We start from the raw sequence: 25,332 nt of genomic DNA on the forward strand, positions 1-25,332 counted from the left end.
GCCCCCCGACTCGTTTCAGAAATGCTCGTCGCGGATGACCTCGACGTCGCTGATCGTCACGATCCCTGCGTAGCTTTCCAGGAGCACCTGCGAGCGCTCGAGGATGCGCAGGGCGATCGGCTCGGCGGCGATGACGATGATGAGCACGTTTTGGAAGACGTCCGAGACGTGTCCGTCGCCCCGCACACCCCGGTTGCCACGGCCCGATACGTCACGAATGACGGTGTAGCCCTTGGCGCCGGCTTCGTCGATCATTTCGAGCAGCTTCGGCGCGCGGGGCGCCTCCACCACGATTTCAACCCGCTTTTTCAGATGAAGCTGCATGGATCTCCTCACGGCAGCGGCAACCAGGCCCGCGCGACCACGTGATAAAGCGGGATACCTACCACGAGATTGAAGGGAAACGTCACCCCTAGCGCCAGCGTGACGTAAACCCCCGGGTTGGCTTCGGGCAGAGCCAACCGCATCGCCGCGGGCACGACGATGTACGAGGCGCTTGCGGTCAACGCGGCGAGCAGGGTGCCTCCTCCTGCCGAGAGCGAAAGCACCCAGGCGGCACCGAGCCCGATGACCGCGCCCACGAGCGGCATCACGAGGCCAAAGATCAAAAGACGCGGGTCGAAGCCCGAGGCCCCCCCGAGGCGCCGCGCCGCCAAGAGCCCCATGTCCAACAAGAAGAAGCACAGCACAGCCTTGAAGGGCGTGCCCACGAGCGGCGCAAGCACGTCCGGTGCGCCCCGGGTGCCGGAGACCCAGGCGATCCCAAAGCTGCCGAGCAGCAGGACCACGCTGCCGCTCAAGAAGACCTCTCGTGCGAGTTCACGAGAGAGCAGGGGCCCACCGGGGGTGCGGCGCTCCGTTGCGAAGCGCCTCGCGAGCAGCAGGCCTGCCACGATGGCTGGTGTTTCCATGAGGGCCATCATCACCACGACATGCCCCTCGAACGCGACGTGGCGTGCGGACAGGAAGGCAGTGGTGGCGACGAAGGTCACCACGCTCACCGAGCCATAGTGCGCGGCGATCGCGGCGGCCGTGACGGGGTTCACGCGGGTCATGAGCCGCAACAGCGCGAACGCCACTGCGGGCAGCGTGAGGCTGAGCCCCACGGCCACGAACGCCGACGCTGCCACCGCCGCGGTCAGTCCCGCGTGGGCCAGCTCCGTGCCGCCCTTCCAGCCGATGGCCACCATCAGATAAAGGGCGATCGCCTTGCTGGCCGCCTCGGGGATCGAGAGGTCGGACTTGAGCCGGCCGGCGAGGAAGCCGAGCGCAAAAGACAGCACCATGGGTGACAGCAGATTCTGGGCCGCGAGGTCGGCGAGCACGTTCATGTCGGGCCCTCCGCACGGCAGACGCGCAGAAACGGCAAGAGGAGGCGTGGGGCCAGGGGCATGGCCGGATCGCTCGGGTGTGGGAACACGGCTGCAATCTGTCGCCCAAACGCGCGCCCCAGGCAAATAGAAAAGCCTGTCGGCGACCTGCGAAAGAACCTATGGATCGCGTCCGATACATTGACGATCACCGCCCTGAAGGCCCAGCCCGGGTCGTGAGGTGGATCGCGCCCGGTCGCGCGTTGCGATGGTGGTGGGGGACGGGCAGACTGTCCTCATGACCGAGTTGCCCGCCGACCCTCGCTTACAGGTGGACCTTAAGGAGCGTGTGGCCACGTTGACGCTGGCGGATCCGTCTCGGCGAAACGCTTTGGACCCCAGCCTTGCCGACGCGCTGGCGCAGGCCCTGGCGCAGGCCAGCGAGGCCGCCGACGTGGCGGTGGTGGTGGTCACCGGCGCACCTCCTGCGTTCTGTGCCGGAGCGGCGCTGGCCGAGCTGCAAGCCATCGCGGGGCTTGCCGCCGACGAGCCGGGCCAGCAGGAGCGTTTGCGGCGTTTGCGACGGCTTTATGCCCCTTTTTTGGCGCTGCGCGCGTGTCCCAAACCCACCTTGGCCCTGGTGGACGGCGCCGCCGTGGGCGCGGGCCTGAACCTGGCGCTGGCGGCGGACGTGGTGCTGGCCACCCCCCGCTCGCTCTTCATGACCGGGTTCGATCGGCTGGGCCTTCACCCGGGCGGTGGGTGTTCGGCCATGCTGAGCGCGCGCGTGGGCCCTCAACGAGCCGCGGCCGCTTTGCTCTTCGGCCAACCCTTCGACGGCCGGCAAGCCGCCGACAGCGGATTGGCCTTCGCCTGCGTTCCCGAAGCTGAGCTGGCGGCGCGGGGCCGCGCTTTGGCCCGGGAGGTGGCCTCGGGCGTGGATCCGATGATGCGCGCCACGAAGGCCACGCTGCGCCTTTCGGACCCTCCCGAGCTCGAGGCGATTGTGGAACACGAGCTTTTCGCGCAGGCGGCCAGCACGCTCTGGTCTGAAACGAGACAGCGGCTTGCCGCGGCTGCCGCGCGTGTGGCCGCCAAAGCGCGCGGTGAGACCCTCTGAGCGACGCAGGCCTCGACGTACGCCCGCGTCCCCTATACTCGTGAGGTGATTCGTCCGGCCGATCGCGAGTACTGCCAGGGGCTTCGGAAAATGCTCGCACGCGAGCTCCGATGGGTGGAGCTCGAACCCTCTGCCGAGCCGCTCTGGGCTCGCATCCGGGCGACGGTCAGCAGATGTCTCACCCACGAATGGCAACAGGGGCTCATCGAAGGCGCGACGCCCGATGAGGCCGTCTACGTACGCTGCGGCCGCGAGACGATGACGGCCGAAGACGTCGACAACGGCCGCGTGGTGGTGGACATCGGCATCGGCTTTGGCGTGCCCCGCACCACGTTCACCATGCAGCTCGTGCTGCAGGCCCGCCGGGCCTTCCCTGCACCTGCGGACGGACTCATTCATTGAAGCGGGAAGCCACGCGATGAGGCGCGCTTTTTCAGGTGCCTCCGCCCACGCCCCCCGCATGGCCGCCGCCCGCAGCGCCTTCAACCGGCGCGTGGGCTGCCGACATCCAAACGGCTCCTTGGGAGGCGCTCTCCCAGGGCAGTAGCCTGCTCGCTACGAGCAGAAGCAAGGCAGCGGCAGCTCCGTACCGTGCCCGCCTCGCGCGGGCCTGTGAGCGTGGACCTTCGGCGTCCCGGGATGCGCGTAGGGATTGCCCGACCCGCTGCAAATCATGCCCCGTGGGGCAGCCGTGCCGACGGGCTTGCTGCAGGAACACTCTGGCCTCCGTCGAAAGCTCGGTGGGGTCAGACGGCTTGCGTGCGCGGCTCTCGTTCCGGAAAGGGTGGCTACGTCGTTGATTCACCGATGATCCCCTTTGGCTAACGTTCCATGCGCTCGACCCATGCGTTGACAATGCGGCGCGCGACCTGAAGCCGGCTGGATGCCGTCGAAGGTCGAACGCGGAGAATTTCCGCCGCTTCCTTCACCGCGCAGCCCTGCAGGTCGACGAGCACGAACACGCGCCTTTGGCCTTGCTCAAGCTCATCGAGACAGGCACACAACGCTTGCCACTGCTGTCGAGCGGCCAGCGTCTCGTCTGGCGCCATGGCCCGTGACCACGTGGTCGACTCGGGGTCGTGCGTCGGATCGAAGAGGCGCTGGTACCTCGCGGCCTTTCGCCTGAAGTCCTTCGCAACGCGGAGCGCGATTCCCAGCACCCAGGTCTTCGGGGTCGACTCGAACCGAAACCCGGAAAATTTTCGGTGCACCACCAGGAACACCTCTTGCACGGCGTCATCGATAGCCGAGGCTCCGATCCCCATGTGTCGAAGAAAGCCCCAGACAGTCTCTCCGTACTCGACATAGAGCTGCTCGGGCGAAGTCGGCCAGGGGGCCGAGCGCATGCTCGGTAAGCATAAGATCGTCTCCACCGAGGCTGTGTGGCCGCTCATGGTCGTTTCAACGAAGGGTTGTAGATAATTCTTTCGGGCGAACCGGCCTATCAAGAAATCGAGCCAGGCGCTCGTCGTGCGGGCGGGCCACGGCCACTCAAGACCCATGAACTCAACAACGCACCGGGGCTCGGTGAGGTCCCGTCTCCGGGCCCCCGTCGCGCTCCTCCCTCTTTGCTTCTGCCTGGTTGGCTGCGCCAGCACGAAACTTTCCGCGTCGGCCGAGCCGGGTCGTGCGACGAGCCCCTTGCGTCTCGACCTGCCGTACGAAAGAGGGCGGCTCGACAACGGACTCGAATACATTCTTCAAAGGGACGAGACGACTCCTCGCGTTGCGTTGGACCTGTTCGTCCATGTGGGAAGCGCTCAGGATGGCGTCGAGCACCCCGGGTTGGCGCACCTGTTTGAGCATCTCGTCCTGCAAGGCTCCGCCCACCTGCCAGAAGATGGGTATTTCTCCGTTTTCAACGCCATCGGTGGAACCAACGTCAACGCCCAAACGAACTTCGAACGTACCCGTTTTTACGCAACCGTTCCGTCGCATCAGCTTGAAGCCGCTTTGTGGATTCTGAGCGACTCCGTTGGATTCTTTCTGCCCCGTTTGACTGAAGAGCGGCTGCGGAACCAAATCGCAGTCGTGCGTAACGAGAGACGGCAGGCGTTCGAAACGCGCCCCTATCAGCGCGCCCAGTTGGCCATCTTCAAGCTGCTCTTCCCGCATGGCCACGGGTTTCACAATTTGGTGATCGGCGAGCACGAAGCCTTGTCTCGCATCACCCTCTCGGATGCACAGACGTTCTATCGAACTCACTATGTGTCCGGAAACATGACCCTCGTCATGGCGGGACGATTCGCTTACGAGGAGGCTCGAAGCGCTGTCGAACGGTTCTTCTCCGACGTCCCGCGTGGCTCGGCGCCACCCAGGGCGCTTTCCCCGCGCATCGCCCTCGCGCAGACGAAGGCGGTGACCGTGGCCGACGAGCTTGCCACCCTGCGCCAGCTTCGGTACGCGTGGCATATGCCCGCGTTTTTGCAACCGGAGCAAGCAGAGGTGGCGATGGCTGCGGACCTGTTGGGGCCCCGGGGATGGCTCCATCGAACGCTCGTGTTCGAGAAGAACTGGGCCACGAGCTCGTCCTGCAAAGTCTCGGCGTTCCGTGAGGTGGGCCTGCTCTTTTTGACGATCACGCTCACCGACGCGGCGCCCGTCGAGGGGGTCAAGGCGTTGATCCGTGAGGCCATCGACCAGCTCGTGTCGTCGCCCGTGTCCGCTGCTGATTTTCAGACGTCCGTGGTCGAGCGTGAGCTCAGCCATTACCGAGCTATCGAGCCGCTCGATACGCGAGCCGAAATCCTCCACACGCTGAAATCACTGCTGGATCATCCTGACGGGCTGGATGCAGATGTGCAGCGCTTCTCCCGGACGACGCCCACGCGCATCCAGGAAGCGGCCAGGCGATGGTTGCGGGCGCCCCACGTTGAACTTCTCGTGGTCCCGGGAGCGACACCATGACGTGTCAGCTCTGGTCTTTCCTTTTGGCGATCGCGCTCGTGGGGTGCGGGACACCTCGGCTGACCGTTCTGCCCGCCGCATACCGGCAGACGCAGCCCGCTCCAGGGATCGAGCCACCGTTTTTGCAGCCCTTGCCGCAGGCGGCGCGCCTCTCGTCCAACATCGACGTCTTCGTGGTCTCGCGTCCCCGCCTTCCCTTGGTGGAATTGCAGCTGGTGATCGAAGGGGGGCGTGACACGGATCCCATCGGGAAAGAAGGGCGCGCCGACCTCTGCGTGAACCTTCTCGAACAGGGGACGATGAGTCTGGGGAAGCAAGAGTTCGATCGAGAGGCCGCACGTTGGGGTGTGTCCGTGGGTGCCTTTGCCTCCCCGAGGCACAGTACGTTGCACGCATCGTTCTCCTCGGCCTACAAGGAGAAGGCCTTCGCCCTGTTCCGCGCGATGGTCGAACACCCGCGCCTGCGAGAAGATGCCCTCGCGCGGCTCGTGCAGGATAGGCAAAACACCATCGCGCAAGAGCAAGCCACGCTCCACGGCCGCGCCAACCGTATCGCCCTGCCGGCCCTGTACGGACGCACTCATCCCGAGGGGCGACTTGCGTCAGCGACCTCTTTCGGTCGCGTCACTCTTGCCGACTGCGATGCCTTTTACCGTGACGTGCTCAGGAGCGGTTACGCCTTCTATGTGGCGTCAGGAGACATCGCGCCAGCGGACCTGGAAATTCATCTTGGGACGTTTCTGTCGCGACGGGAAGGCTCGCCGGCGCGTCCCATGCCACGTCCGAGTGCGGACGCCGGGCCGCAGCGTCAGGGCGGCCTGCGGGTGTACGTCTCTGATGCCCCGAACGCCGTCCAAAGCGTGGTCATGATCCTGGGCTTGGGCCCCCCCATCGAAGCGCCAGGGCGCGTAGCCAGAACCTTGGTGGTCAACCTGTTGGGCGCTAGCTTCGATAGCCGGCTCAACCTCAATCTGCGCGAAAGCAAAGGATGGACCTATGGTGTTGGGGCATGGCTCGACTATGTCGAGGGCGCCAGCGGTCTGTTCGTTCGCACACAGGTCGAGCCCGACAAGACCGTTCCCGCGCTGAGCGAGATGTTAAAGGAGCTCCGTGATTTGGGTACGCATGAACGGCCTTTGTCCCAAGAGGAGTTCTCGCGCGAGACGAGGGCGATCTCGGGGAAGCTCCCTGCGACGTTCGAGACCAACGAGGGAATTTTGTGGTTCTACCGGAATCGCCTGGTACACGGCCTCGCCCTTCGCGACGATACCGAGGACGAGCTTGCCGGACTGACCAGGGATGAGGTGGAAAGACAGGTTGCCCCCTACGCAAACCTGGATGAGATGAAGGTGGTTGTCGTAGGTGCTGCCGACCTGGTGCTGCCCGACCTCTGTCGTTTCATGAAGGCAGGACGATGGGGGCCAGTGGAGCTTTCCATCCTGGATGCCGCTGGCAATCTCCTCCCCGAACCCAGCCGCGATCCGTGCGCCTCTTTTGTCCCCGAGGCGCGAGGCCCATGACGGTGCGACCGCGCTGAAGCACCGGAACGGCCCGCCGCAGGGGTGCTCGCAACGGGCGAGAAACACGGGTTCGTTCCCGCAGCGCGGGCGGGACCACAGCCTCCCGCGCGAAGCTTTGAACCCGTTTTGTCTGCCGTCGACTGGGTGTATGATGGCGCGGACGTGAATCTGCCCTTCAGTGTCGCTCCCGATGTATCCGAGTCTCTCACGGGAAGGCTCGTGGCTGGACGTTACGAGGTGTTCGAGCTGGCGGGGGAAGGGGGAATGGCTTGCGTGTACAGGGCCCGCGTGCGGGGGGCCGCCGGGTTTTCTCGGTGGGTCGCGCTCAAGAAGATCAAAACCGAGCTGCGCGCCATGCCGCACTCATTGGAGATGTTCGTCGAGGAAGCACGGGTAGGCGCCGAGCTCACCCACCCCAACCTCGTGCAGGTTTTGGATTTCTGCGAAGACACCGATGGTCTGTTTTGCCTCGTCACCGAGTGGGTGGAAGGCATCGACCTTGGCACCTTCGTCAAAACGTTGCGGGCGAACGGCCGCGAAATGCCGTGGCCTTTGGTGGTGGTGATGGGCATCGGTCTTGCCCGCGGCCTCTCCGCCGCGCACGAGCGCGTGGATGCGGAAGGGCGTCCCGCAGGCGTCATTCACAGGGACATCTCGCCGCCGAACGTGCTCTTGGCCCAAAACGGGATCGTGAAGCTGGCCGATTTCGGGCTTTCGCGTGCCTGGGATCGCCTCACCAGCCTGACGTCGCCGGGGATCGTGAAGGGCAAGTTTTCCTACCTCGCTCCCGAGCTGCTCGCAGGAGCTCCGGCTTCGGAGACCACGGACCTCTTTGGGTTCGGGGCCGTGTTGTGGGAGGCGCTGGCGGGACGCAAGCTCTTCGAAGGCGATAGCGATCGCGAAGTGCTGCGCAAGATCAAGGCGCTCGAGATCGAACCCCTCGGCAAGGCGCGCGCGAAGCTGCCCCGCAAGCTGCTGTCGATCATCGACAAGCTCTTGGCCCCGAAACCGTCTGCGCGTTACCCTTCGGCTCGCGTGGTCGCCTCGGAGCTGGCCTCCCTCTTGACGAAGAGCGAGGACAAAGAAGGCGTGGGCTTCGATCGTCTTCTCGGCCGCGCGGTGGCTGAAGCGCGCCACCTCGGAAAACGCGCGGCCCCGAGGGTCTGAAGGCCCGGCCTCGCGCACGTCGCCCGGTTTCCTCGGCACGCGACGACGCCCGGGGGCGACCACCTTGCGACGGGCCCACCCGTCGACCAGACTACTCCCACCCGGCAGCGCGTTTCGTGCGCGCGACGGGCAGGAGCGAAGGTGAAGGTGGTGGTGGGTCAGGTGAACGCCAGGGGCGTCGCTCGAGATCGATTCGTCCCGTCCCAGGGTGGGGCGGAGGGGCGCTCGCGTGCGGTTGCCGAGGGCTCGACGTGACGAGGGGTCCCTGGATGCCAGCCCTCGACCTCGCAAGCGCCTTTGTGCTCGATGGCCTCGGGCAGGCCTATCTGCTGATGGTGGTGGGCATCGGTGTGCTCGTGGCTGTTTATGCCACCGGGTACATGCCGCACCACCTGCACGCTCATGAGCGGCGTGGACGCGAGCTGGTCAGGTTTTTCGTTCTGTTCTTCGCCTTCATGGCCACCATGACCGCCTTGGTGCTGGCGACCGATCTCATCTGGCTCTTCGTGGCCTTCGAGGGCACCACCCTCGCGTCTTATGCGCTCATCGGCTTCGACCGGCAATCGGCGAGGGCTCGCCGCGCAGCCTTGACCGCGATCGTGGTGACAGGCGTGAGCGCGATCGCTTTTTTGATGGGGGCCATCGGTTTGCATGCCCAGCACGGCACCTTCTCTGTCGACGAGCTCGCGCGTCTTCAGCTGGACGGACCGGCCGACGATCTCGCGCTCGTGCTCATCCTGATCGCGGCGTTGGCCAAAAGTGCCCAGGTTCCCCTGCATTTTTGGCTGCCGCGGGCCATGGCGGCTCCCACGCCGGTGTCTGCCTACTTGCACTCGGCCGCGATGGTGGCGGCGGGCGTGTTCCTGCTCGCCCGGCTTCACCCCTTGCTCGCGCAGAGCTTCGTGGCCCGCACGGTGCTTGCCACGTGTGGCGTGGCTTCGATCGTGGTGGGCAGTGCGCTTGCGCTAAAGGCCGATGGTCTCAAACGCATCCTTGCGTATTCCACCATCTCTCAATACGGCTACGTCGTGGTGCTCCTGTCGGGCACGGGGCCCACGGCGTTGGCCGCGTCCACGCTGTACGTTTTGGCCCACGCTCCGGCCAAGTGTGGGCTTTTTCTCTGCGCGGGCATCGTCATCGAGGCCACGGGGGCCGACCGGCTCTCGAAGGTGGAGGGGCTCTTCGCACGTATGCCCGTCGTGGGCGTGGCCTGTGGCCTCTTGGCGCTCGCGCTCGCGGGGGCGCCGCTCACGCTCGGCTACTTCAAGGACGAATGGTTCTTCGTCTCCCTTCGCGAGCGCGGGGGCCTGTGGCCTGCGTTTGGCGTGCTGGCTGCTGCCTTGACGCTCGCTTACATGGCGCGGTTTTGGTGGGGCCTCTTCGGGGGCAAGCGGGGGCCGAAGCTGCCTCCGCTTCCCCGGCGCATGACGGCCGTGGTGGCCTTGCTTGGGCTCGTGGTGTTCGGAGGCGGTGTGTGGCCCGATCCCGTCGCGGCCTTGGCCCGCGGGGCGACCGAAGCGTCTTCACAAACCCAGCACCTGGCCACCCGCTATCACATTGCGCTCACGCCGCTTCCCCTCATGGCTCTGGCCGCGTATGTCTTCGGCACGCTCCTGTTTCTGGGCGGCCTCTCATGGCGCCGGTCGCGCACGGGCAGGCCCGCGCTGCGGGCACGCGCCCTCGCGCTGGCAGAGCTCACGGGTGTCTACGACGCCACCGTAAGGAGCGCACGGGCCCTGTCCCGCGGGGTGACCCGCCAAGAGGCGCGCGAGCTCGCTGATCGCCTCTCGGTGACCTTGGCGCCCGCGTGGGTCTTGGTGGCCCTGGCGGCCCTCTTTTCCTACGGCGAAGCCCGCTTTGTCGTAGGCCCGATGAGCTGGCCGCATGTGCCCCTCGTGGCCAGCGTGACCGTGGTGGTGGTCTCCGCGGTGGTGGCCGTAGGCCCGCATGCCTATGTGGTTCAGGTGCTGGCCCTGTCGATGGTCGGGTACGCGCTGGCCGTGAGTTTCGCCCTGCTAGGGGCCCCTGACGTGGCCATGGTGGCGGTGTTGGTGGAAACGATGTTCACGCTGCTCTTCTTGTCCATCTTGGCTCTGTATCCCCCGTCGGCCCTGCAGGACTCGCTGGCCCGACGACCCCGCCCTAAAGACCTGGCCGTTGCCGTCGCGGGTGCGGGTGTGGCACTCGTGATCTCCTGGCAGGCGCTGTCATTTCCCGAAGCCCGGAATCTGGTGCACGCGTACGTGCGCTTGGCGCCGCTTGCCCACGGCAAGGACATCGTGACCGTGGTGCTCGCGGACTTCCGGGGGCTCGATACGATGGGTGAGATCAGCGTGGTGGCCATCGCCCTCGTCACGGTGATGGCGTTGATGCGGGGCCAGGAGTTTCGCCGGTGAGCTTCTTTGTACGTGTCTGGGCCCGTATCCTCTTGGCTCCCATCCTGGTGACGGCGGTGGCGCTGCTCGTCCGCGGTTACGCCAGCACGGGGGATGGTTTCGCCGGAGGCGTGGTGGCAGCCACCGGTGTGCTGCTGCAGTACGTGGCCTTTGGGCAGCGGCGTGTCGAGGCCTTCCTGCCCGTCTTGTGGGCAGGCCCTGCCGCGGGATGGGGGCTGGCTTTGGCGCTGGCCGTGACCTTCGGCCCCGGTGTTCTGGGAAGGGCGCCCGTAAGTCATTTCCCCGCGCCCGGGGCTCACGTGACGTACGTGGGCATGCTGGAAGTGCACACGGCCTTGCTCTTCGACGCCGGGGTGTTTCTCACGGTTTTTGGTGGCCTCGTGTCCATGCTTCACTGGATCGCCAAGCCCCGCCCGGAGCGTGCGCCGTGATCCTCTTGTTGTCCGCGACCGTGGCGGTCTTGTTCGGATGTGGGGTGTACCTGGTGCTGCACCCGGGGGCGCTGCGGGTGGTGGCAGGCACCGTGTTGCTGACGAACGCCGTGATCTTCTTCCTTCTGGCCGTATCCGACGCTGCGCCGGCGGCGCCGATTCTGCCCTTCGACGAGCGGGCAGGCGATGTGGCCGATCCCGTCGTGCAGGCCCTGGCGCTGACGGCCATCGTGATCGGTTTTGCCGTCACGGCCGTGCTCCTGGCGTTTACCTATCGGCTTTTCGTTGCACACAGGACGTTGCTGCTGCAGGAGGTTGCACGGGCCGAGGTGGGCGATGACGATTTCGATCCGCGGGAGGACTCCTGGTGCTGACCCTCTGCTTGGTCTTGCCCTGGGTGGGGGGCGTGCTCCTGGGCGCCCTCGACGGCCGACGCCGCGCTGTGGGCCTCTTGGCGCTTGCCCTCCTCATGGCCACTTTGGCGTGCACCGTGATCTTGGCGGCCGAGGTCTGGGCCCACGGCCCGCGCGTCCTGGTGACGGGCGGCTGGCCCGCCGGCATCGGCATCCGCTTGCGGGCCGACGCGACCGGCGTTGCGTTTGCCGTGGTGGTGAGTGCGGTGGTCACGGCCGCATTTGCCTTCGAGCTCGGAGCCCACGTCGAGCACCGCATGTTCCCCGCGCTCGTCGTCGTTTTGCTTGCGGGGCTCAACGGCCTGTTTCTCACGGCCGACGTGTTCAACTTCTACGTCTTCTTCGAGATCGCGATGGCCAGCTCCTTCGCCCTCACGGCCTACGGAGGGCAGCGCCGCGAGATCCACGCCGCGTACGTGTTCATGGCGGTCAACGTCGTGGGCTCGGTCTTGTTCCTGCTGGGAATCGCGGCCCTCTACCACCAAACGGGCGCTCTCGACATGAACGACGTATCCCGCGCGCTCGCACGTCAACCGCCCCGCGCCGCCTTGGGGTTGGCCACCGCCTTCTTCGTGGCGTTCAGCCTCAAGCTCGGCCTTTCCCCCCTTTCACCTGTGGCTACCCACCGTGTATAGAGGCTCGCGGACGGCCGTCACGGCCCTTTTGGCCGGAGCGGTGGCCTGCATTGGCAGCTACGGGATTTTGCGCTTCGGTGTCCAGGTTCTTCATGCGCAGCTGGCCCTGGGGCGTCCCGTCCTGCTGGTGTTGGGCGGCGCGAGCGCCTTATACGGTGGGATCGCCGCCATCTCCCAGCGCACCACGAGCGGGGTGCTCGCCTATTCTTCGGTGGCGCAGGCGGGCTTCATTTGGCTGGCCGTGGGGATTGGGGGTGTGGCTGGGTACACGGCCGCGATCGTCTACGCCCTGACCAACGCCCTCAACAAGGGACTTGGGTTCTTGGCCGCGCCGAACGACAAACGCATGGTCAAGGTGTCGTTCGCCATCGCGGCCTTCAGCATTACGGGCTTGCCGCCCACCTTGGGATTCTGGGCGAAGTTCTCCCTTTTCGAGTCTGGCTGGCTCGCGGGCGCCCTGGTCACGAGCGTCGTGCTCATGGCCGCGAGCGCCTTGTCCTTTCTCTACGTTTACCCCGCTTATCAACGAGGGGCATGGCGCGATTCGCCCGTTGCGCCCGCTTTACCCTTGGCCCAAAGAGCCGTGACGTGGGGCCTCGTGGCCCTGGTGTTGGGGCTCGGCTTGTGGCCAGCGCCCCTCTACGCCTTCGCGGCCCGCGGCGCCCGCGAGCTCATGGAAGGGCGTGGACCTTGATCGCGCGGTGGGTGCTGAGAATTCTCATTCTGGCGCTCCTTTACGGCGCCCTCGTGAACTCGTTTTCCTTGCCCGACTTGCTGATGGGCGGAGGGCTTGCGGTTGTGCTCACGGCGCTGTTATGGAGGTTCAACGAAAGAGGGCCGTACCGATCGCGCTGGCGTGCCACCACCCGGGCGTTGCTCTTTACACCGGTGCTGGTGGGCGTGGTGATGGGGCAGATCGTGCGAGGGGCCTGGCAGGTCTTTCAAGTGGTGATTGGCCGCAAGCCCATACCGCCCCAGGGGTTGGTCGAGGTGCCCTTTGGGGCGCGCTCCGTATCCGGGGTGCTGGCCACGGGGTGGATCGCCACCCTCTCCCCCGGCCTGGTCCTGGTGGACATCGATTGGGAGCGACGCATCTACACCGTTCACGCCTTCGACGCCTCGAACCCCGCGACGGTCGTGGCCGAGCAGCTGCGGTTTTACGAACACACGCAAAGGCACGTGATTCCGTGAGCAGAAGGAGGTCATGACGTGTTGGCATTCATGTTCTTGGCGGCCCTGGTGGGCTTTGTCTGCATCCAGTTCGCCGCCCTCATCCTGTTTATCCGGATGCAAGATCCGCTCGACCGTGTGCTGGTGCTGGAGTTCGTGGCGCTGGTGCTGGTCGGCGTTTTGGCGGCGCTGTCGCTGGTGAAGCGGGCGCCCTACTACCTGGACGCGGCGATGTTGGTGGCCCTCCTGTCGTTCGTGGCCACGTTGGCGGCGGTGCGCTGGCTGCAAGGCGGGCAGGTGCTGCGATGAGGTTCCTGGTACAGCTGGTCGCGGCGGGGCTCGTGGGCATGGGGCTCGTCACGATGGCGGTGGCGGTGCTGGGCCTCGTCCGCATGACGGACACGCCTCAGCGCCTTCACGTCACCAGCAAGGCCGTGTTCATCGGCGTGGTGCCTTTGCTCCTGGCATCTGTGGGCACCTTCGATGTGGCCCTCGTGGGGCGCGCCTCGATCACGGCGCTTTTTTTACTGCTGACCGCCCCGATCTCGTCACACGTCATCGGTCGCGCGGCTGTGTTTCGCAGCAGCGCCCGGGGCAAGCCGCCGGCGGGCCCCCAGGTGTCCTAGCCGCCGCGGGCGCCCCGGTAGGTGACCCGGTGGACGGCGGGCCGCACGTTGGCAATGGAGAACGCCTGGCGCAGCGCCGGGATGTCTTCGGTGTGCCCCAGGAAGAGCACGCTGTCTTCTTCGGCGAAGGGAAAGGTCTTGGGTGGGTTCCGGACCAAACTGCCACCCGCCCGCCTGACGGCCATGACGAGAAATCCCCCGTTGCCGCTGCTCTCGAGCTCACCCACCGTTCGTCCAATGAGGCGAGACCGGTTGTCCACCTCGAACTGATCGATGTCCAGTCCCAGCGCGGTCAGCTCTCGCTCCAGAACCGACAGGTCGCGATCGGTGAAGAAGTCCACCATCGTGGGGCGCAGGATCATCTGAGCGGCGCGCTCGCCGGAGAGGGTCGAGGGCAGCACGACCTTGTCGGCGCCGGCCTGAAGCATCTTCGACTCCGAAGCGGGGTCTTCAGCGCGTGCGATGATGCGCAGGTCCGGGTTGAGGTTGCGGGCCGTCAGCGTGATGAAGACGTTCAGCGCGTCGTTGGGCAACACGGACGCCAGCGCCCGCGCGCGCGCGATGCCGGCGGCGCGCAGCACGTCGTCGGATGTGGCGTCACCACCGCAGACGTGAACCAGCGCCCGCCGCCGGTGACCGGGTGCACCTCCCCGTAGCCCACCGAAAAGATCGTGATGATCACCATGTAGACCGCGTCCGAGACCGGCCACCCCAGCGCCGCGTACCCGCCCACCGAGAGCACGCAGATGACGCCCAGGAACACGAATCCCTGGGCGATGCGGCGGTGCGCAGGGTCGAGGTGCCGGAGCATGCGCCCCGAGGTTAAGGCAGGATCGTGCGGGGGTAAGCTAGCCAGGGTGGAATATACGTTGTGGACACCTGCGGGTTACGCCTCCGCGACCTCGGCGTGACCGCGGCGGTTGACGGGCGGGGCGGGCCCTATAGGCTGCTTCGTGCATGGAAGAGCCTCGCACCCCGAAAACGCCGTTGGTTTTGCTCGTGGGCTTCCTGGGAGCCGGCAAGACCACGTTGCTCAAACGGCTGATCGGAGAGGCCCGTGCGCTGTGGCTCACGCCCCCACGTGATCCTGAACGACTTTGCCAACGCCCGCGTGGATGCCGAGGGGCTGCGTTCGGAGCTGGCGAGCGTCATTCCGATCACGGGAAGCTGTGTGTGTTGCAGCTCGCAGTACGAACTGGTGGGCGCGCTCAGCGGACATCGCCATGCCCCCCGCGACATCATGTTCGTGGAGACGAACGGCACCACCGACGCGGCCGCCTTGTTGCTGATGTTGGCCGCTTCGGTGCGGCTGCCCGCGTTCACGGCTCCCGTGCAGCTGTCCGTGGTGGACGCCAAACGCTGGGATCGCCGCTGGCATGGCAACCACCTCGAGGCGCACCAGCTCCGCACCGCCAGCCACGTCTACGTCTCGCGACGAGACGAGGTCTCTGCGGCGCGCCTCGAGAAGGTCATCGCTTCGGTGAGCGAGGTGAACCCGGCGGCGCGCTTCGTGGAGCCCGGGGACTTCATGGCCGAGATGGTCGCGCTGGCCACCCGCGTGGAGGTGGCCGCGGGCTCTTTGGAGGCGGATCCCCCGGCCTCGGGGCCCCCGCACCACGCGCACCACTTCGCCGCGCTGTCTTTGCCGCTTCCCAGCACCGTGGATCGCAGCGCCTTTATGGCCTTTTTGCAGGGCCTGCCCAAGCAGGTGGTGCGGGCCAAGGGCGTGGTGGAATTTCAGGATACGCCTGGCGAAAAGCGCATGTTTCAGCGGGTCGAAGACGAGGTCGAGCTTTCCCCCTATCCTCTGAAGAAGCGCGATGTCGAGCCCGTGTTGGTGTTGGTGGGCCCGAGCCTCGACGAAGGCCGTCTGCGTGACGACCTGGCAGGTTTGACACCCACACCCTGACCCCGCCCGTCGTTGCCGGGTGCGCTTGCCAGGGGGCTGCTTTCGCTCTATCATTTGCACATTCGTTCAAATGAACAAGCGAGTCCCTTCCTCTCTTCCCCCCGAACCGCATACCCACGGGCGGCGGGTTCACGCGCCTCTCGACGAAGCGGCCCTGGAACGGGCTGCCGGGTTCCTGCGGGCTGCCGGTGAGCATGGGCGCTTGCGCCTGTTGGTGAGGCTGATGGAGGGCGAGATGTGCGTCAGCGAACTGGCGGAAGAGAGCGGGGATGAGATGTCGCTTGTCTCCCAGCGTCTGCGCACGCTGCGGGCGGAGCGGCTCGTGAGCCGTCGGCGGGAGGGCAAACACATTTTCTACAAGCTGCGTGATCGACACGTGGCGGCCCTGGTGAAAACCACGGTGGAACACGCGCTCGAAGAGGGCGCTTCCGATGACAACGACGAGAGCGAGGAGGTCTAAAATGAGCTGCAACAAACACGAATCTCACGTTCACACCCACGGTCCCCACTGCGGCCACACCGCGGTCACGCACGAGGGGCATACCGATTACCTTCACGATGGGCATCTGCACAACGTGCACGGCGATCACTGCGACGAACACGTGATCGCGCGCAGCGCGCGCAACCCCGCAGACTGCACACCGTCGCATGCCTGTACGGGCCACGAGGCCGGCCACAAGCACGCACCGGGCTGCGGCCACGAGGCGGTTCCGCATGATGACCACACGGACTATTTGGTGGGCGGCCATCTGCATCACGCCCACGGCGACCACTGCGACGACCACGGGCCTTTGGCGTAACCACCGCCTCCTCCGGGGGAGTGAAGGTGGGCGTCAGGCCTGGTGGTGGGACCACGTACCGAGGCGTGCATGAGCGACATTGTCGCACCATGTCATTGGTTGAGAGGGCTCAATGACGGTGAGGTCAAGATTGCGGTTTGGTTAACAAACTATGCGTCGACCTTTTCGGAACCTGGCTGTGCACGCCTCTTATCGATTGCCCCTGGGGCTGGCCCTGGCGGCCTCTTTGCTCTTCGCCTGCTCGACCTCCGGGGGCGGCACCACCGACGACGACGATGATGACGACGGTGCCGGCGGCAGCCAGGCGGGCTCTGGCGGAGGCGGCTCTGCGGGGTCAGGCGGCAAGGGCGGCTCCGGAGGGTCAGGCGGTAAGGGTGGCTCGGGCGGCCAGGGTGGCTCCGGCGGCTCCGGCGGTCAGGGGGGGTGGCGGTTCGGGCGGGAAGGGTGGCTCGGGCGGCAGTGGCACGGGGGGCAGCGGTGCGGGCGGCAGCGGCACGGGGGGCAGCGGTGCGGGGGGGCAGCGGTACCGGGGGCAGCGGCACGGGGGGGGACGGGCGGAGCGACGGCGCCCACGCCGACCATAAGCATCACCCAGCCTACAGCCGGCAGCAAAGTCCCTGGGTCGATGGCGGTGGAGGTGCTCGTGACCGCGACGGTCGCGGCCCCCGCCACGATTGCACGGGTCGAGATCGTGGAGGGCGACGCAATCCTCGGCACGTCGACGACCGCGCCCTTCACCGTATCTTTTCCGCCGCTTCCGACGGGCATGCGCACCTTGGTGGCGCGGGCCGTGACGGGTGACGCACAAACGGCCAACTCGACGCCCGTCTCCTTCACGCTGGTGGGACCGCCCACGGTGGCGCTGACCCAACCCGCCGCAAACGCCACGCTCCCCGCGGGCTTGCCCACGACTTTACAGGCCACCGCCACGTCCACGGGCGACGCGATCGCCAAGGTGGTGTTCTTCGATGGAGAGATGTCACTCGGTGAAGTGACGGCCCCGCCGTTTTCGCTGGCCAACATCACGCTCATGTCGGGCGCGCGGGCGCTCTCGGCCGTGGCCCACGACGGCCTTGGGCAAACCACGAAGTCAGCCACCGTCAACGTCACGGTGGGTGCCGGCTCGACGGGCGCCTTCTTGGAGCAGGAGGGTCGCATCGTCTTCGAGGCCGAGGACTTCACCAGCGCCACCCCGAACGGCGACTTCGACTGGGTCGTGCAAACGACGGACACCGGGTTCATGGGAGCGGGCTACGTGGTGGTGCCCACACCGAACTTCAACGTCAAGGCAGCCGACGATCCGCTCGAGGCTTCGGCGGAGCTGAATTACGCGCTTTCTTTCACCGGTACGGGCACCTACCACGCCTACGCGCGCCGCCGCTTCGATGCCAATAGCTCGGATTCACTCTACTTCCGGCTCAACGCGGGAACCAATACCTTGGTCTCCGGTGGCACTCTGGGCGCGTCGTTCATTTGGGCGTACCTCGGCACAATCAACGTCACCGCTGCGGGCAGCAACACGTTCACGCTCAAGCGACGCGAGTCGAACGCGAAGGTCGACAGGCTCGTGATCGACAAGGTGATGCAGCTGCCCACGGGTGACGGACCCGCCGTGAGCCCCCGGGCCCCCTGAGCGCTTCTACCCCCGCCACGCTTCCAGAATCTCCATCTGCTGCAAAGCTTGCTCGGGTGTTCGAGCTGCACAAACGCGATCGACGAGCCCACGCGCAGACAGGTGGGCGATCTGCGCGAGACTGACTAGATGTCCTTGGTGGTCGGGGGGGGCCACAAGCAAGATCATCAGCCGCACAGGCAGCGCGTCGGGGGCAGCGCAAGCAAGCGGGGAAGCCAGCGTGACCATGGCCGCGGCTGGCGTAGCCTGAGCGACGTAGGCGCTTGGCACGACGATCCCTCCTCCCATGAAGCTGCCCGACTCGCGCTCTCGCTTCGCAACTGCGGCCGACAACCTGGACAGCTCAGCCGCTGGGACCACGCCACGCATACGTCCTACAGCGACGTCGATGACGTCGTCCATGTCTGTGCAGGTAAGGCCAAGCACAATCCGTTCGCTGGACAGCAGGTCCACCGCTCGCTGCCTACGTTGTGCAGGGCTAGGATCGGCTGCCAAGGGGAATTCGTTATCGATAAACGCCCGAACCTTCGCCAGCTGGGCGCCGCTCAGTCGACGATGTGCGATCTGTAAGAACAACGTCCCAGCCTCCGGCTCTCGGTCCAGGTAATCTGATACCAAGGGGCTCAACTGATGGGCCAACTCCATGAGCAGGGTCGGAGGAATGTCGAGCTCCTTCGCCAAAGCCTCGAGACGATTCGGAGTCGGCGTAGGGTCGATTCCGTTCTCAACGCGGCTCAGATAGCTTCCCGATACCCCAAGCCTGCGCGCGAGATCGCGCAGGCCCATCCCCGAGGCCATTCTAAGCAATCGAAGCGTGGCGCCGAAGTGCATGGCTACACTGAAGGCATGTCGACCAGTCTCGACAAAGCAGCCTCGCTGGGTTGTCCACGTTGGACTGCGGGAGGATGCACGACCAATACCGATACAGAGCTTTCTGCCAGCACGCGCTGCCGCTTCCGGCTGAACACACCGTCGCTCAGGCCCCAGGATGGGTTCATTCCCATGACGATGAGGTCGTAGCCTCGCCTCGATTCCGCCAGCACCGCTTCCGTCGCAGATTGGTGTTCGACGACCCTAACCCGAATCTTGCCGCCGTGATCAGGCTCCTCGAAGACTTTATCGATCTGGGCTCGTCCGTCGCCCGGTGCGATGGCTTTGCCTGGCTTGACGACGTGGAGTAGCGTCAACTGTACCCCCTCGCCTTCCCCCAGCTTCTGTGCGAGTCGAAGGGCTTCACGGTCCTCAGAGCCACCGGAGAAGGCGACCAGAACGTTCTGGATTTTGGTGAGACCCCGATCGACCAGGACCCCCACGGGGCTGCTCGAGTTCAGTAGAACGTCATTCACGGTACCTCCGAAGCGACCTTCCAGCAGGACTGGAGGGTGAGAACCCAGGAGCACCAGGGAAGCCTGTTTGGCCTCGGCTGTACGGCAGATATCCACTGCGGGTTCTGCCGATACGAAACCGAGAGGGCGAACCTCGAGCATCATTGACTCAGCCTTCTGCATAAACGTGTCGAGAGGCCCTTCGTGCGCCTCACTCGATCCCCGGCGTAGCTCCACACTGGGGCGGTGGGTGGGGCTCCAGAGGTGCAAACCAAAGACGCGCGAGGCAGACTGCTGTTGCCCCTTCAGCTTGGATCCCACAGCGGCCATGGCGGTTCCCGGAGACGTTTCCGAAACACACATCAGTACCGTGTAGGGCGCAACGGAGGACGGCAAGGGTACCGAATCAATCGGCTTGATCCGATCTTTGGCCAATTCCCCATCGGGATAGAACCAGCGCAAGATCGGCGTGGTCATCAAGGTTGTGACAAGCGCCATGATGACCAGCATGGTGAACATCACAGGGGAGATGACACCCAAATCGAGGCCAATGTTGAGCACGATGAGCTCCATGAGGCCGCGGGTGTTCATGAGAACGCCCACAGCGCTGGCCTCTCGCCAACGAAGCCCTGTCAACCGGGCCGCCACGGCACTTCCGCCAAACTTTCCGATAGTGGCCAACAGCACGATCACGGCTGTCACAGCCCAGTCGGCCGCCGTGTCGACGAGACCTATCTGGGTACGCAATCCGCTGTAGGCAAAGAAGAGCGGCAGGAGCAAGACCACCGCGACGACCTCGAACTTATCGGCCAACGCTTCGGCCATCCGGCCCTCCTTCGGCAAGATGGCGCCGAACATGAAAGCACCGAATAGGGCGTGAATGCCGATCAGCTCTGTAAGCGTACTCGATGCAATCAGCAAGAGCATGACGATGGCCACGACCGACGGTTTCAGGCCGTCTTGACCGCCTACGCGCGCGCCCAGCCGGCGCATGAAGGGTCGGACCACAAACATCATCCCGATGATGAAGCCCACCGCGAGCGCTGTGGTCCACACCGCTTCCACCATCGCACCGGCGCGAGCAATCGAAACCACGAAGGCGAGCAAGCACCATGCCGTCACGTCGTCCACCGCTGCGCACGCGATGGTGATGGCCCCAACCCTCGACGACAAGAGATGACGTTCGGAGAGGATGCGTGCCAAAACGGGGAAAGCTGTGACGCTCATTGCAGTGCCGAGGAAAAGGGCGAACGGCACGAAGGCCACGTCGGGGCTGGAATAGGCGTCGCGCAGCCACCAAGCCGCACCAACGCCCAGTCCAAATGGCACGATGATGCTGGTATGACTGATTGCCACCGAGGCGTGCGTTCGCCCTTTGAGGAGCTTGGGATCCAGTTCGAGGCCGATCAAGAACATGAACAGGACGAGCCCCATTTGGCTCAGCATCTTCAGTACGGGCATGGAGGCTGGCGGAAACAGCACCGCCATGGCGTCAGGCCACAGCAAACCCAACAAGGAGGGGCCGAGGGCGATGCCCGCAAGCACTTCTGCGATGACCAGCGGCTGGCCAAGCCATCGGCCCAGGAGGCCCAACAAACGCGACACTGCGATGATTACGCCAATCTGGGCCAGTAGCAGGGTGAGCGGGCTCCATTCCAGGTGCGGCATGCGTCCTCCGGAGTTGCGTTAAGCGACAACTTAACAACAGCGTCTCCTGGGTGTCAAGTTGTCACTTAACAGGAGCGAGGCCTTGCACATCGATTCTCCGCCGAGAGCAGATGGTCACGGTGTGCGTCCTGCGTCTTGTCCTTGATCTTTTCTTGACAGAAGAGATGCGAAGCTTGACCCGAATCCGATCCGCCACGGGCTAAACCTGAGAGTACCAGGGACCTCCATCTGACCATCGAACCTTCAAGGAGTACCCGATGGACCTTCTCTTCATCGCCCTCATCGTTGCCTTCTTCCTGCTGACCTGGGGATTCGTTGTCATTTGTGAAAGGATCTCCCCATGACACCTCTCGTGGTCACAGGTGGCATCGTGGCCGTGCTGCTCTTCTTCTACCTCGGCGTCGCGTTGCTCGTGCCGGAGACACTCTCATGACCGCGTCCGCGATTTTGCAGCTCACGGTCTACGTAGGCACGCTGGTTGGGCTTGCCTTGCCGCTTGGCGCGTACATGGCGCGGGTGTACTCAGGCGAGGCGCGGCTCGTCGGGCGCTTCATGGGCCCTCTCGAGAGGCTCGTGTACCGCGTGGGCGGAATACGCGCCGAGCGGGAGATGACCTGGAAGACGTACGCCGCGAGCGTGTTGCTTTTCAATCTTCTGGGGGTGCTGGCCGTGTATGCGCTCGCCCGCGCGCAGTCCCTCTTGCCGCTCAATCCCGCAGGGCTCGGGAGCGTTTCCCCGGAAGTGTCATTCAACACGGCGGTGAGCTTTGCAACCAACACAAACTGGCAGGCGTACGGTGGTGAGACGACCCTCAGCCACCTCACGCAAATGCTGGGGCTGGCCGTACAAAACTTCATCTCGGCGGCCACGGGCATGGCCGTGCTGGTCGCGCTCATACGAGGATTCGTCAGGCGCAGCTCCGAGGGACTTGGAAACTTTTGGGTCGACCTGACGCGATCCACGCTCTATGTGCTCGTGCCGCTCTCCTTTCTGCTGGCACTTCTCCTCGTCTCGCAGGGGGTGATCCAGACGTTTGCCGGTGCGGCCACGGCACGGCTGCTCGATCTCACGACGGCCGACACGGGCGACGTTGCCCACCAACTGCTGGCTCTGGGGCCAGCGGCATCGCAGATCGCCATCAAGCAACTCGGCACGAACGGTGGAGGCTTCTTCAACGTCAACTCGGCCCATCCGTTCGAGAACCCGACGCCGCTGTCGAACTTCATCGAGATGCTTGCCATCCTGCTCATCCCGGCTGCGCTGTGCTTCACCTTCGGTGCCATGGTCAAGGACCGACGTCAGGGCTTTGCCGTATTTGCAGCGATGCTGGCCTTGTTCCTCCCCCTGGCTGTGGCGACCACGACCTTCGAGCAAGCGGGAAACCCCAAGCTTACCGCCGAGGGTGTGGAGCAGCGCGCATCGGCCTTCGCTCCGGGAGGCAACATGGAGGGCAAAGAGCTGCGCTTCGGTATCGCCAACAGCGCGCTGTGGGCCACGGCGACCACGGCGGCGTCCAACGGGTCGGTGAACGCCATGCACGATAGCTTTACACCTCTGGGAGGTCTTGTCCCTCTGTGGCTCATGCAGCTCGGGGAGATTGTGTTTGGTGGTGTGGGTTCCGGCTTATACGGGATGCTTGCCTACGTCATCATCGCGATCTTCCTTGCCGGGTTGATGGTGGGGCGCACCCCCGAGTACCTGGGGAAAAAGATTGAAGCTTTCGAGATGAAGATGGCATCGCTCGTCATTCTGCTTCCGGCGTCTGCTGTCCTGCTCGGAACTGCGCTCGCCTGTAGGTTCCCCGCGGGCGTCGAGGCCCTTGGAAACCCGGGCGCGCATGGCTTCAGCGAGATCCTCTACGCGTTCTCTTCGGGCGCCAACAACAACGGGTCTGCGTTCGGAGGCCTCACGGCGAGCGGGCCCTTTTATGCCACGGCGATCGGCCTGAGCATGCTGATAGGGCGGTACTGGGTCATCGTTCCCGTCCTGGCCATCGCGGGCGCGCTGGCTAAGAAGAAGCATGTGCCCACAAGTGCGGGGACCTTGCCTACGCATGGGCCCCTTTTCGTTGGCCTCGTTGTGGGTGCCATCGTCCTGGTGGGAGCGCTCACATTCATTCCGGCGCTCGCGCTCGGGCCTGTCGTCGAGCACCTCCAGCTCTCCGCTCGCTGAAAGAATCGTCATGTCACGCGTTGCTCATCATTCAAGACCTCTCTTCGAGATGTCCATCGTTCGGTCCGCCCTGGCAGACTCCTTCGCGAAGTTGCATCCCAGGCGGATGGTTAAAAACCCCGTCATGTTCGTCGTGGAAGTCGGAAGCGCGTTCACCACGCTGCTCTTCGTGCACGCGGCGCTCACGGCCCGCGGAGACGCACCAGCTGGTTTCATACTGGCCGTGGCCGCATGGCTCTGGTTCACGGTGCTCTTCGCGAACTTCGCAGAAGCCATGGCCGAGGGACGTGGCAAGGCCCAAGCTGAAGCGCTCCGCAAAGCGCGCCAGGACGTCATCGCCAAGCGCCTCAAGCGGGGTGTGGGAGCGCCCGTTCGTCTGGAGGACCCAGCAGAACGAGGACGTGCGCTCGACGAGGTGAGCTCGTCCTCCTTGCGCATCGATGACGTGGTGTTCGTGGCTGCGGGAGAGCTGGTGCCCGCGGATGGCGAGGTGATCGAGGGGGTGGCCTCTGTGGACGAGAGCGCCATCACGGGGGAAAGTGCTCCTGTGATTCGCGAGAGCGGCGGCGACCGCAGCGCCGTGACCGGCGGGACGCGGGTGCTGTCTGATTGGCTCATCGTGAGGGTCACGGCGAACCCGGGTGCAACTTTTCTCGACCGCATGATCGCGATGGTGGAAGGCGCGAAGCGAAAGAAGACGCCGAACGAGATCGCGCTCGACATCCTGCTCGCCGCCCTCACGCTGGTCTTTTTGTTGGTGACGGTTACGCTGTTGCCCTACTCCCTCTACGCCGTGGCCAGCGCGGGTTCGGGAGCGCCAGTGTCGCTCACCATCTTGGTGTCTCTGCTCGTTTGTTTGATCCCGACGACCATAGGCGGTTTGCTCTCCGCCATCGGCATCGCTGGGATGGATCGCCTGATCCAGGCGAACGTGATCGCCACTTCGGGGCGCGCGGTGGAGGCCGCGGGGGATGTCGATGTGCTGCTGCTCGACAAGACAGGCACCATCACGCTGGGCAACAGGCAAGCGACCGCGTTTATTCCGGCGCCCGCGGTCGAGGAGCGGGAGCTTGCAGACGCCGCGCAGCTCTCGTCGCTGGCCGACGAGACGCCCGAGGGGCGTTCAATCGTGGTGCTGGCGAAAGAGGCGCATGGGCTGCGGGGGCGTGACCTCGAGCGCCTGGGGGCTCACTTCGTCCCGTTCTCTGCGCAGACCCGGATGAGCGGGGTCGACATCCAAGACCGCAGGATCCGCAAGGGAGCCACAGATGCCATCGTCCGCTTCGTCGAGGCAGCCGGCGGCCGCTTTCCCGATGAAGTCAAGGCGTGTGTCGAAGAGGTGTCGCGCCAAGGCGCCACGCCGCTGGTCGTCGCGGAGAACGAACGAGTTCTGGGCGTCGTCAAGCTCAAGGACATCGTGAAGGGGGGCATCCAAGAGCGCTTCGCGGAGATGCGCCGGATCGGAATCAAAACCGTCATGATCACGGGCGACAACCCCCTCACGGCAGCCGCCATCGCGGCCGAGGCTGGGGTGGACGACTTCCTCGCTGAAGCGACCCCGGAAGCGAAGCTTGCCCTCATACGGGATTACCAGCAAAAAGGCCACCTCGTGGCCATGACGGGTGATGGAACCAATGACGCTCCCGCGCTGGCTCAGGCCGATGTGGCCGTGGCGATGAACACGGGAACGCAGGCCGCGAAGGAAGCCGGAAACATGGTCGATCTCGACTCGAATCCGACCAAGCTCCTGGCGATCGTCGAGATCGGAAAGCAGATGCTCATGACGCGGGGGGCCCTCACCACGTTTAGCGTCGCCAACGACGTGGCCAAGTACTTCGCCATCATCCCGGCCGCGTTCGTCGCCACCTATCCGGAGCTGGGGGCCCTCGATTTCATGGCTCTTCACTCGCCCACGTCGGCGATTCTCAGTGCAGTCATCTTCAACGCGCTCATCATCATCGCGCTCATTCCGATCGCCCTACGCGGGCTGCCTTACCGTCCGGCTCCGGCACCCGCTCTCTTGCGCAGGAATCTTTTCGTTTATGGTTTGGGTGGTGTGCTGGTGCCCTTTCCCTGCATCAAGCTCCTCGATGTGGTGCTGACGGTGGTGGGTGTGCCATGAAAGGTTCA

At 65.1% G+C, this 25,332-nt stretch carries 26 protein-coding genes and 1 pseudogene; 21 read left to right on the forward strand and 6 right to left on the reverse strand.

Annotated features, from left to right (window positions below; all coding sequences use genetic code 11):
• Positions 1 to 15: 15 nt before the first annotated feature.
• Both KA712_05740 and KA712_05745 read right to left on the reverse strand, forming a co-directional pair.
• Positions 16 to 324: a hypothetical protein gene (locus KA712_05740; GenBank protein ID MCG5052442.1), complete on the reverse strand. Its 309-nt coding sequence runs from the start codon at positions 322 to 324 to the stop codon at positions 16 to 18.
• An 8-nt stretch (positions 325 to 332) separates the two neighbouring features.
• A complete protein-coding gene (locus KA712_05745) occupies positions 333 to 1,331 on the reverse strand; it encodes a sodium-dependent bicarbonate transport family permease (GenBank protein ID MCG5052443.1) in 999 nt (332 codons plus the stop codon).
• 277 nt (positions 1,332 to 1,608) lie between these two features.
• On the opposite strand from KA712_05745, the gene KA712_05750 reads away from it, so the two are divergent.
• Both KA712_05750 and KA712_05755 read left to right on the forward strand, forming a co-directional pair.
• Positions 1,609 to 2,430 carry an enoyl-CoA hydratase/isomerase family protein gene (locus KA712_05750; GenBank protein ID MCG5052444.1) on the forward strand — a complete coding sequence of 274 codons (822 nt, stop codon included), beginning with the start codon at positions 1,609 to 1,611 and terminating at the stop codon, positions 2,428 to 2,430.
• Between the two features lie 45 nt (positions 2,431 to 2,475).
• Positions 2,476 to 2,832 carry a hypothetical protein gene (locus KA712_05755; protein ID MCG5052445.1) on the forward strand — a complete coding sequence of 119 codons (357 nt, stop codon included), beginning with the start codon at positions 2,476 to 2,478 and terminating at the stop codon, positions 2,830 to 2,832.
• Positions 2,833 to 3,251: 419 nt separating this feature from the next.
• Here the strand turns inward: KA712_05755 and KA712_05760 are convergent, their stop codons facing one another.
• On the reverse strand, positions 3,252 to 3,776 hold the full coding sequence (locus KA712_05760; protein MCG5052446.1) for a sigma-70 family RNA polymerase sigma factor: 525 nt from the start codon (positions 3,774 to 3,776) through the stop codon (positions 3,252 to 3,254).
• A 154-nt stretch (positions 3,777 to 3,930) separates the two neighbouring features.
• Between KA712_05760 and KA712_05765 the strand changes: the two genes are divergently transcribed.
• The 11 genes from KA712_05765 to KA712_05815 all read left to right on the forward strand — a co-directional run bounded on the left by KA712_05765 (position 3,931) and on the right by KA712_05815 (position 13,695).
• Positions 3,931 to 5,337 carry an insulinase family protein gene (locus KA712_05765; protein MCG5052447.1) on the forward strand — a complete coding sequence of 469 codons (1,407 nt, stop codon included), beginning with the start codon at positions 3,931 to 3,933 and terminating at the stop codon, positions 5,335 to 5,337.
• On the forward strand, positions 5,334 to 6,857 hold the full coding sequence (locus KA712_05770) for an insulinase family protein (protein MCG5052448.1): 1,524 nt from the start codon (positions 5,334 to 5,336) through the stop codon (positions 6,855 to 6,857). Before KA712_05765 ends, KA712_05770 begins: the two co-directional genes overlap by 4 nt.
• Positions 6,858 to 7,019: 162 nt before the next feature.
• A complete protein-coding gene (locus KA712_05775) occupies positions 7,020 to 8,024 on the forward strand; it encodes a serine/threonine protein kinase (protein MCG5052449.1) in 1,005 nt (334 codons plus the stop codon).
• A 269-nt stretch (positions 8,025 to 8,293) separates the two neighbouring features.
• The gene (locus KA712_05780) at positions 8,294 to 10,420 is read left to right on the forward strand and encodes a DUF4040 domain-containing protein (GenBank protein ID MCG5052450.1); all 2,127 of its coding nucleotides are present in this window, start codon (positions 8,294 to 8,296) and stop codon (positions 10,418 to 10,420) included.
• On the forward strand, positions 10,417 to 10,851 hold the full coding sequence (locus tag KA712_05785) for an MnhB domain-containing protein (protein ID MCG5052451.1): 435 nt from the start codon (positions 10,417 to 10,419) through the stop codon (positions 10,849 to 10,851). The genes KA712_05780 and KA712_05785 overlap by 4 nt, the downstream gene beginning before the upstream one ends.
• Complete coding sequence (locus KA712_05790) at positions 10,848 to 11,225, forward strand: sodium:proton antiporter (protein MCG5052452.1); 378 nt, start codon at positions 10,848 to 10,850, stop codon at positions 11,223 to 11,225. Before KA712_05785 ends, KA712_05790 begins: the two co-directional genes overlap by 4 nt.
• Positions 11,219 to 11,899: a hypothetical protein gene (locus tag KA712_05795; protein ID MCG5052453.1), complete on the forward strand. Its 681-nt coding sequence runs from the start codon at positions 11,219 to 11,221 to the stop codon at positions 11,897 to 11,899. The genes KA712_05790 and KA712_05795 overlap by 7 nt, the downstream gene beginning before the upstream one ends.
• Positions 11,892 to 12,593: a hypothetical protein gene (locus KA712_05800; GenBank protein MCG5052454.1), complete on the forward strand. Its 702-nt coding sequence runs from the start codon at positions 11,892 to 11,894 to the stop codon at positions 12,591 to 12,593. Before KA712_05795 ends, KA712_05800 begins: the two co-directional genes overlap by 8 nt.
• Positions 12,590 to 13,090, forward strand: coding sequence for a Na+/H+ antiporter subunit E (locus KA712_05805; protein MCG5052455.1), 501 nt, complete (start codon positions 12,590 to 12,592; stop codon positions 13,088 to 13,090). The genes KA712_05800 and KA712_05805 overlap by 4 nt, the downstream gene beginning before the upstream one ends.
• A gap of 18 nt (positions 13,091 to 13,108) precedes the next feature.
• Positions 13,109 to 13,378 carry a hypothetical protein gene (locus KA712_05810; protein MCG5052456.1) on the forward strand — a complete coding sequence of 90 codons (270 nt, stop codon included), beginning with the start codon at positions 13,109 to 13,111 and terminating at the stop codon, positions 13,376 to 13,378.
• Positions 13,375 to 13,695: a monovalent cation/H(+) antiporter subunit G gene (locus KA712_05815; protein MCG5052457.1), complete on the forward strand. Its 321-nt coding sequence runs from the start codon at positions 13,375 to 13,377 to the stop codon at positions 13,693 to 13,695. The genes KA712_05810 and KA712_05815 overlap by 4 nt, the downstream gene beginning before the upstream one ends.
• On the opposite strand, the gene KA712_05820 is transcribed toward KA712_05815, so the two are convergent.
• On the reverse strand, positions 13,692 to 14,405 hold the full coding sequence (locus tag KA712_05820) for an NAD-binding protein (protein ID MCG5052458.1): 714 nt from the start codon (positions 14,403 to 14,405) through the stop codon (positions 13,692 to 13,694). The two genes, KA712_05815 and KA712_05820, sit on opposite strands and share 4 nt — an antisense overlap.
• A gap of 247 nt (positions 14,406 to 14,652) precedes the next feature.
• Here KA712_05820 and KA712_05825 point away from each other — a divergent pair.
• The 5 genes and pseudogenes from KA712_05825 (at position 14,653) to KA712_05845 (ending at position 18,037) form a co-directional block, all read left to right on the forward strand.
• A pseudogene (locus tag KA712_05825) lies at positions 14,653 to 14,748 on the forward strand (hypothetical protein).
• 4 nt (positions 14,749 to 14,752) lie between these two features.
• Positions 14,753 to 15,604 (forward strand): GTP-binding protein, encoded by an 852-nt coding sequence (locus KA712_05830; GenBank protein MCG5052459.1) that lies wholly within the window; start codon positions 14,753 to 14,755, stop codon positions 15,602 to 15,604.
• A gap of 70 nt (positions 15,605 to 15,674) precedes the next feature.
• A complete protein-coding gene (locus KA712_05835; protein MCG5052460.1) occupies positions 15,675 to 16,064 on the forward strand; it encodes a metalloregulator ArsR/SmtB family transcription factor in 390 nt (129 codons plus the stop codon).
• A gap of 1 nt (position 16,065) precedes the next feature.
• Positions 16,066 to 16,404, forward strand: coding sequence for a hypothetical protein (locus tag KA712_05840; GenBank protein ID MCG5052461.1), 339 nt, complete (start codon positions 16,066 to 16,068; stop codon positions 16,402 to 16,404).
• A gap of 151 nt (positions 16,405 to 16,555) precedes the next feature.
• The gene (locus KA712_05845; GenBank protein ID MCG5052462.1) at positions 16,556 to 18,037 is read left to right on the forward strand and encodes a hypothetical protein; all 1,482 of its coding nucleotides are present in this window, start codon (positions 16,556 to 16,558) and stop codon (positions 18,035 to 18,037) included.
• Positions 18,038 to 18,043: 6 nt separating this feature from the next.
• Here KA712_05845 and KA712_05850 read toward each other — a convergent pair whose 3' ends face one another.
• Both KA712_05850 and KA712_05855 read right to left on the reverse strand, forming a co-directional pair.
• Complete coding sequence (locus KA712_05850; protein ID MCG5052463.1) at positions 18,044 to 18,868, reverse strand: helix-turn-helix domain-containing protein; 825 nt, start codon at positions 18,866 to 18,868, stop codon at positions 18,044 to 18,046.
• Positions 18,869 to 18,870: 2 nt separating this feature from the next.
• Entirely contained in the window at positions 18,871 to 21,030 is a 2,160-nt protein-coding gene (locus KA712_05855; protein MCG5052464.1) for a cation:proton antiporter, read from the reverse strand.
• A 340-nt stretch (positions 21,031 to 21,370) separates the two neighbouring features.
• Between KA712_05855 and KA712_05860 the strand changes: the two genes are divergently transcribed.
• Genes KA712_05860 through kdpB form a run of 3 tightly spaced genes read left to right on the forward strand, consistent with a single transcriptional unit; the run spans position 21,371 to position 25,324 of the window.
• A complete protein-coding gene (locus KA712_05860; GenBank protein MCG5052465.1) occupies positions 21,371 to 21,463 on the forward strand; it encodes a potassium-transporting ATPase subunit F in 93 nt (30 codons plus the stop codon).
• Complete coding sequence (gene kdpA / locus KA712_05865; protein MCG5052466.1) at positions 21,460 to 23,202, forward strand: potassium-transporting ATPase subunit KdpA; 1,743 nt, start codon at positions 21,460 to 21,462, stop codon at positions 23,200 to 23,202. Before KA712_05860 ends, kdpA begins: the two co-directional genes overlap by 4 nt.
• A gap of 10 nt (positions 23,203 to 23,212) precedes the next feature.
• Entirely contained in the window at positions 23,213 to 25,324 is a 2,112-nt protein-coding gene (kdpB, locus tag KA712_05870) for a potassium-transporting ATPase subunit KdpB (GenBank protein MCG5052467.1), read from the forward strand.
• Positions 25,325 to 25,332 lie beyond the last annotated feature (8 nt).

The organism is Myxococcales bacterium (assembly GCA_022184915.1).
Lineage (GTDB): Bacteria > Myxococcota_A > Polyangia > Fen-1088 > Fen-1088 > JAGTJU01.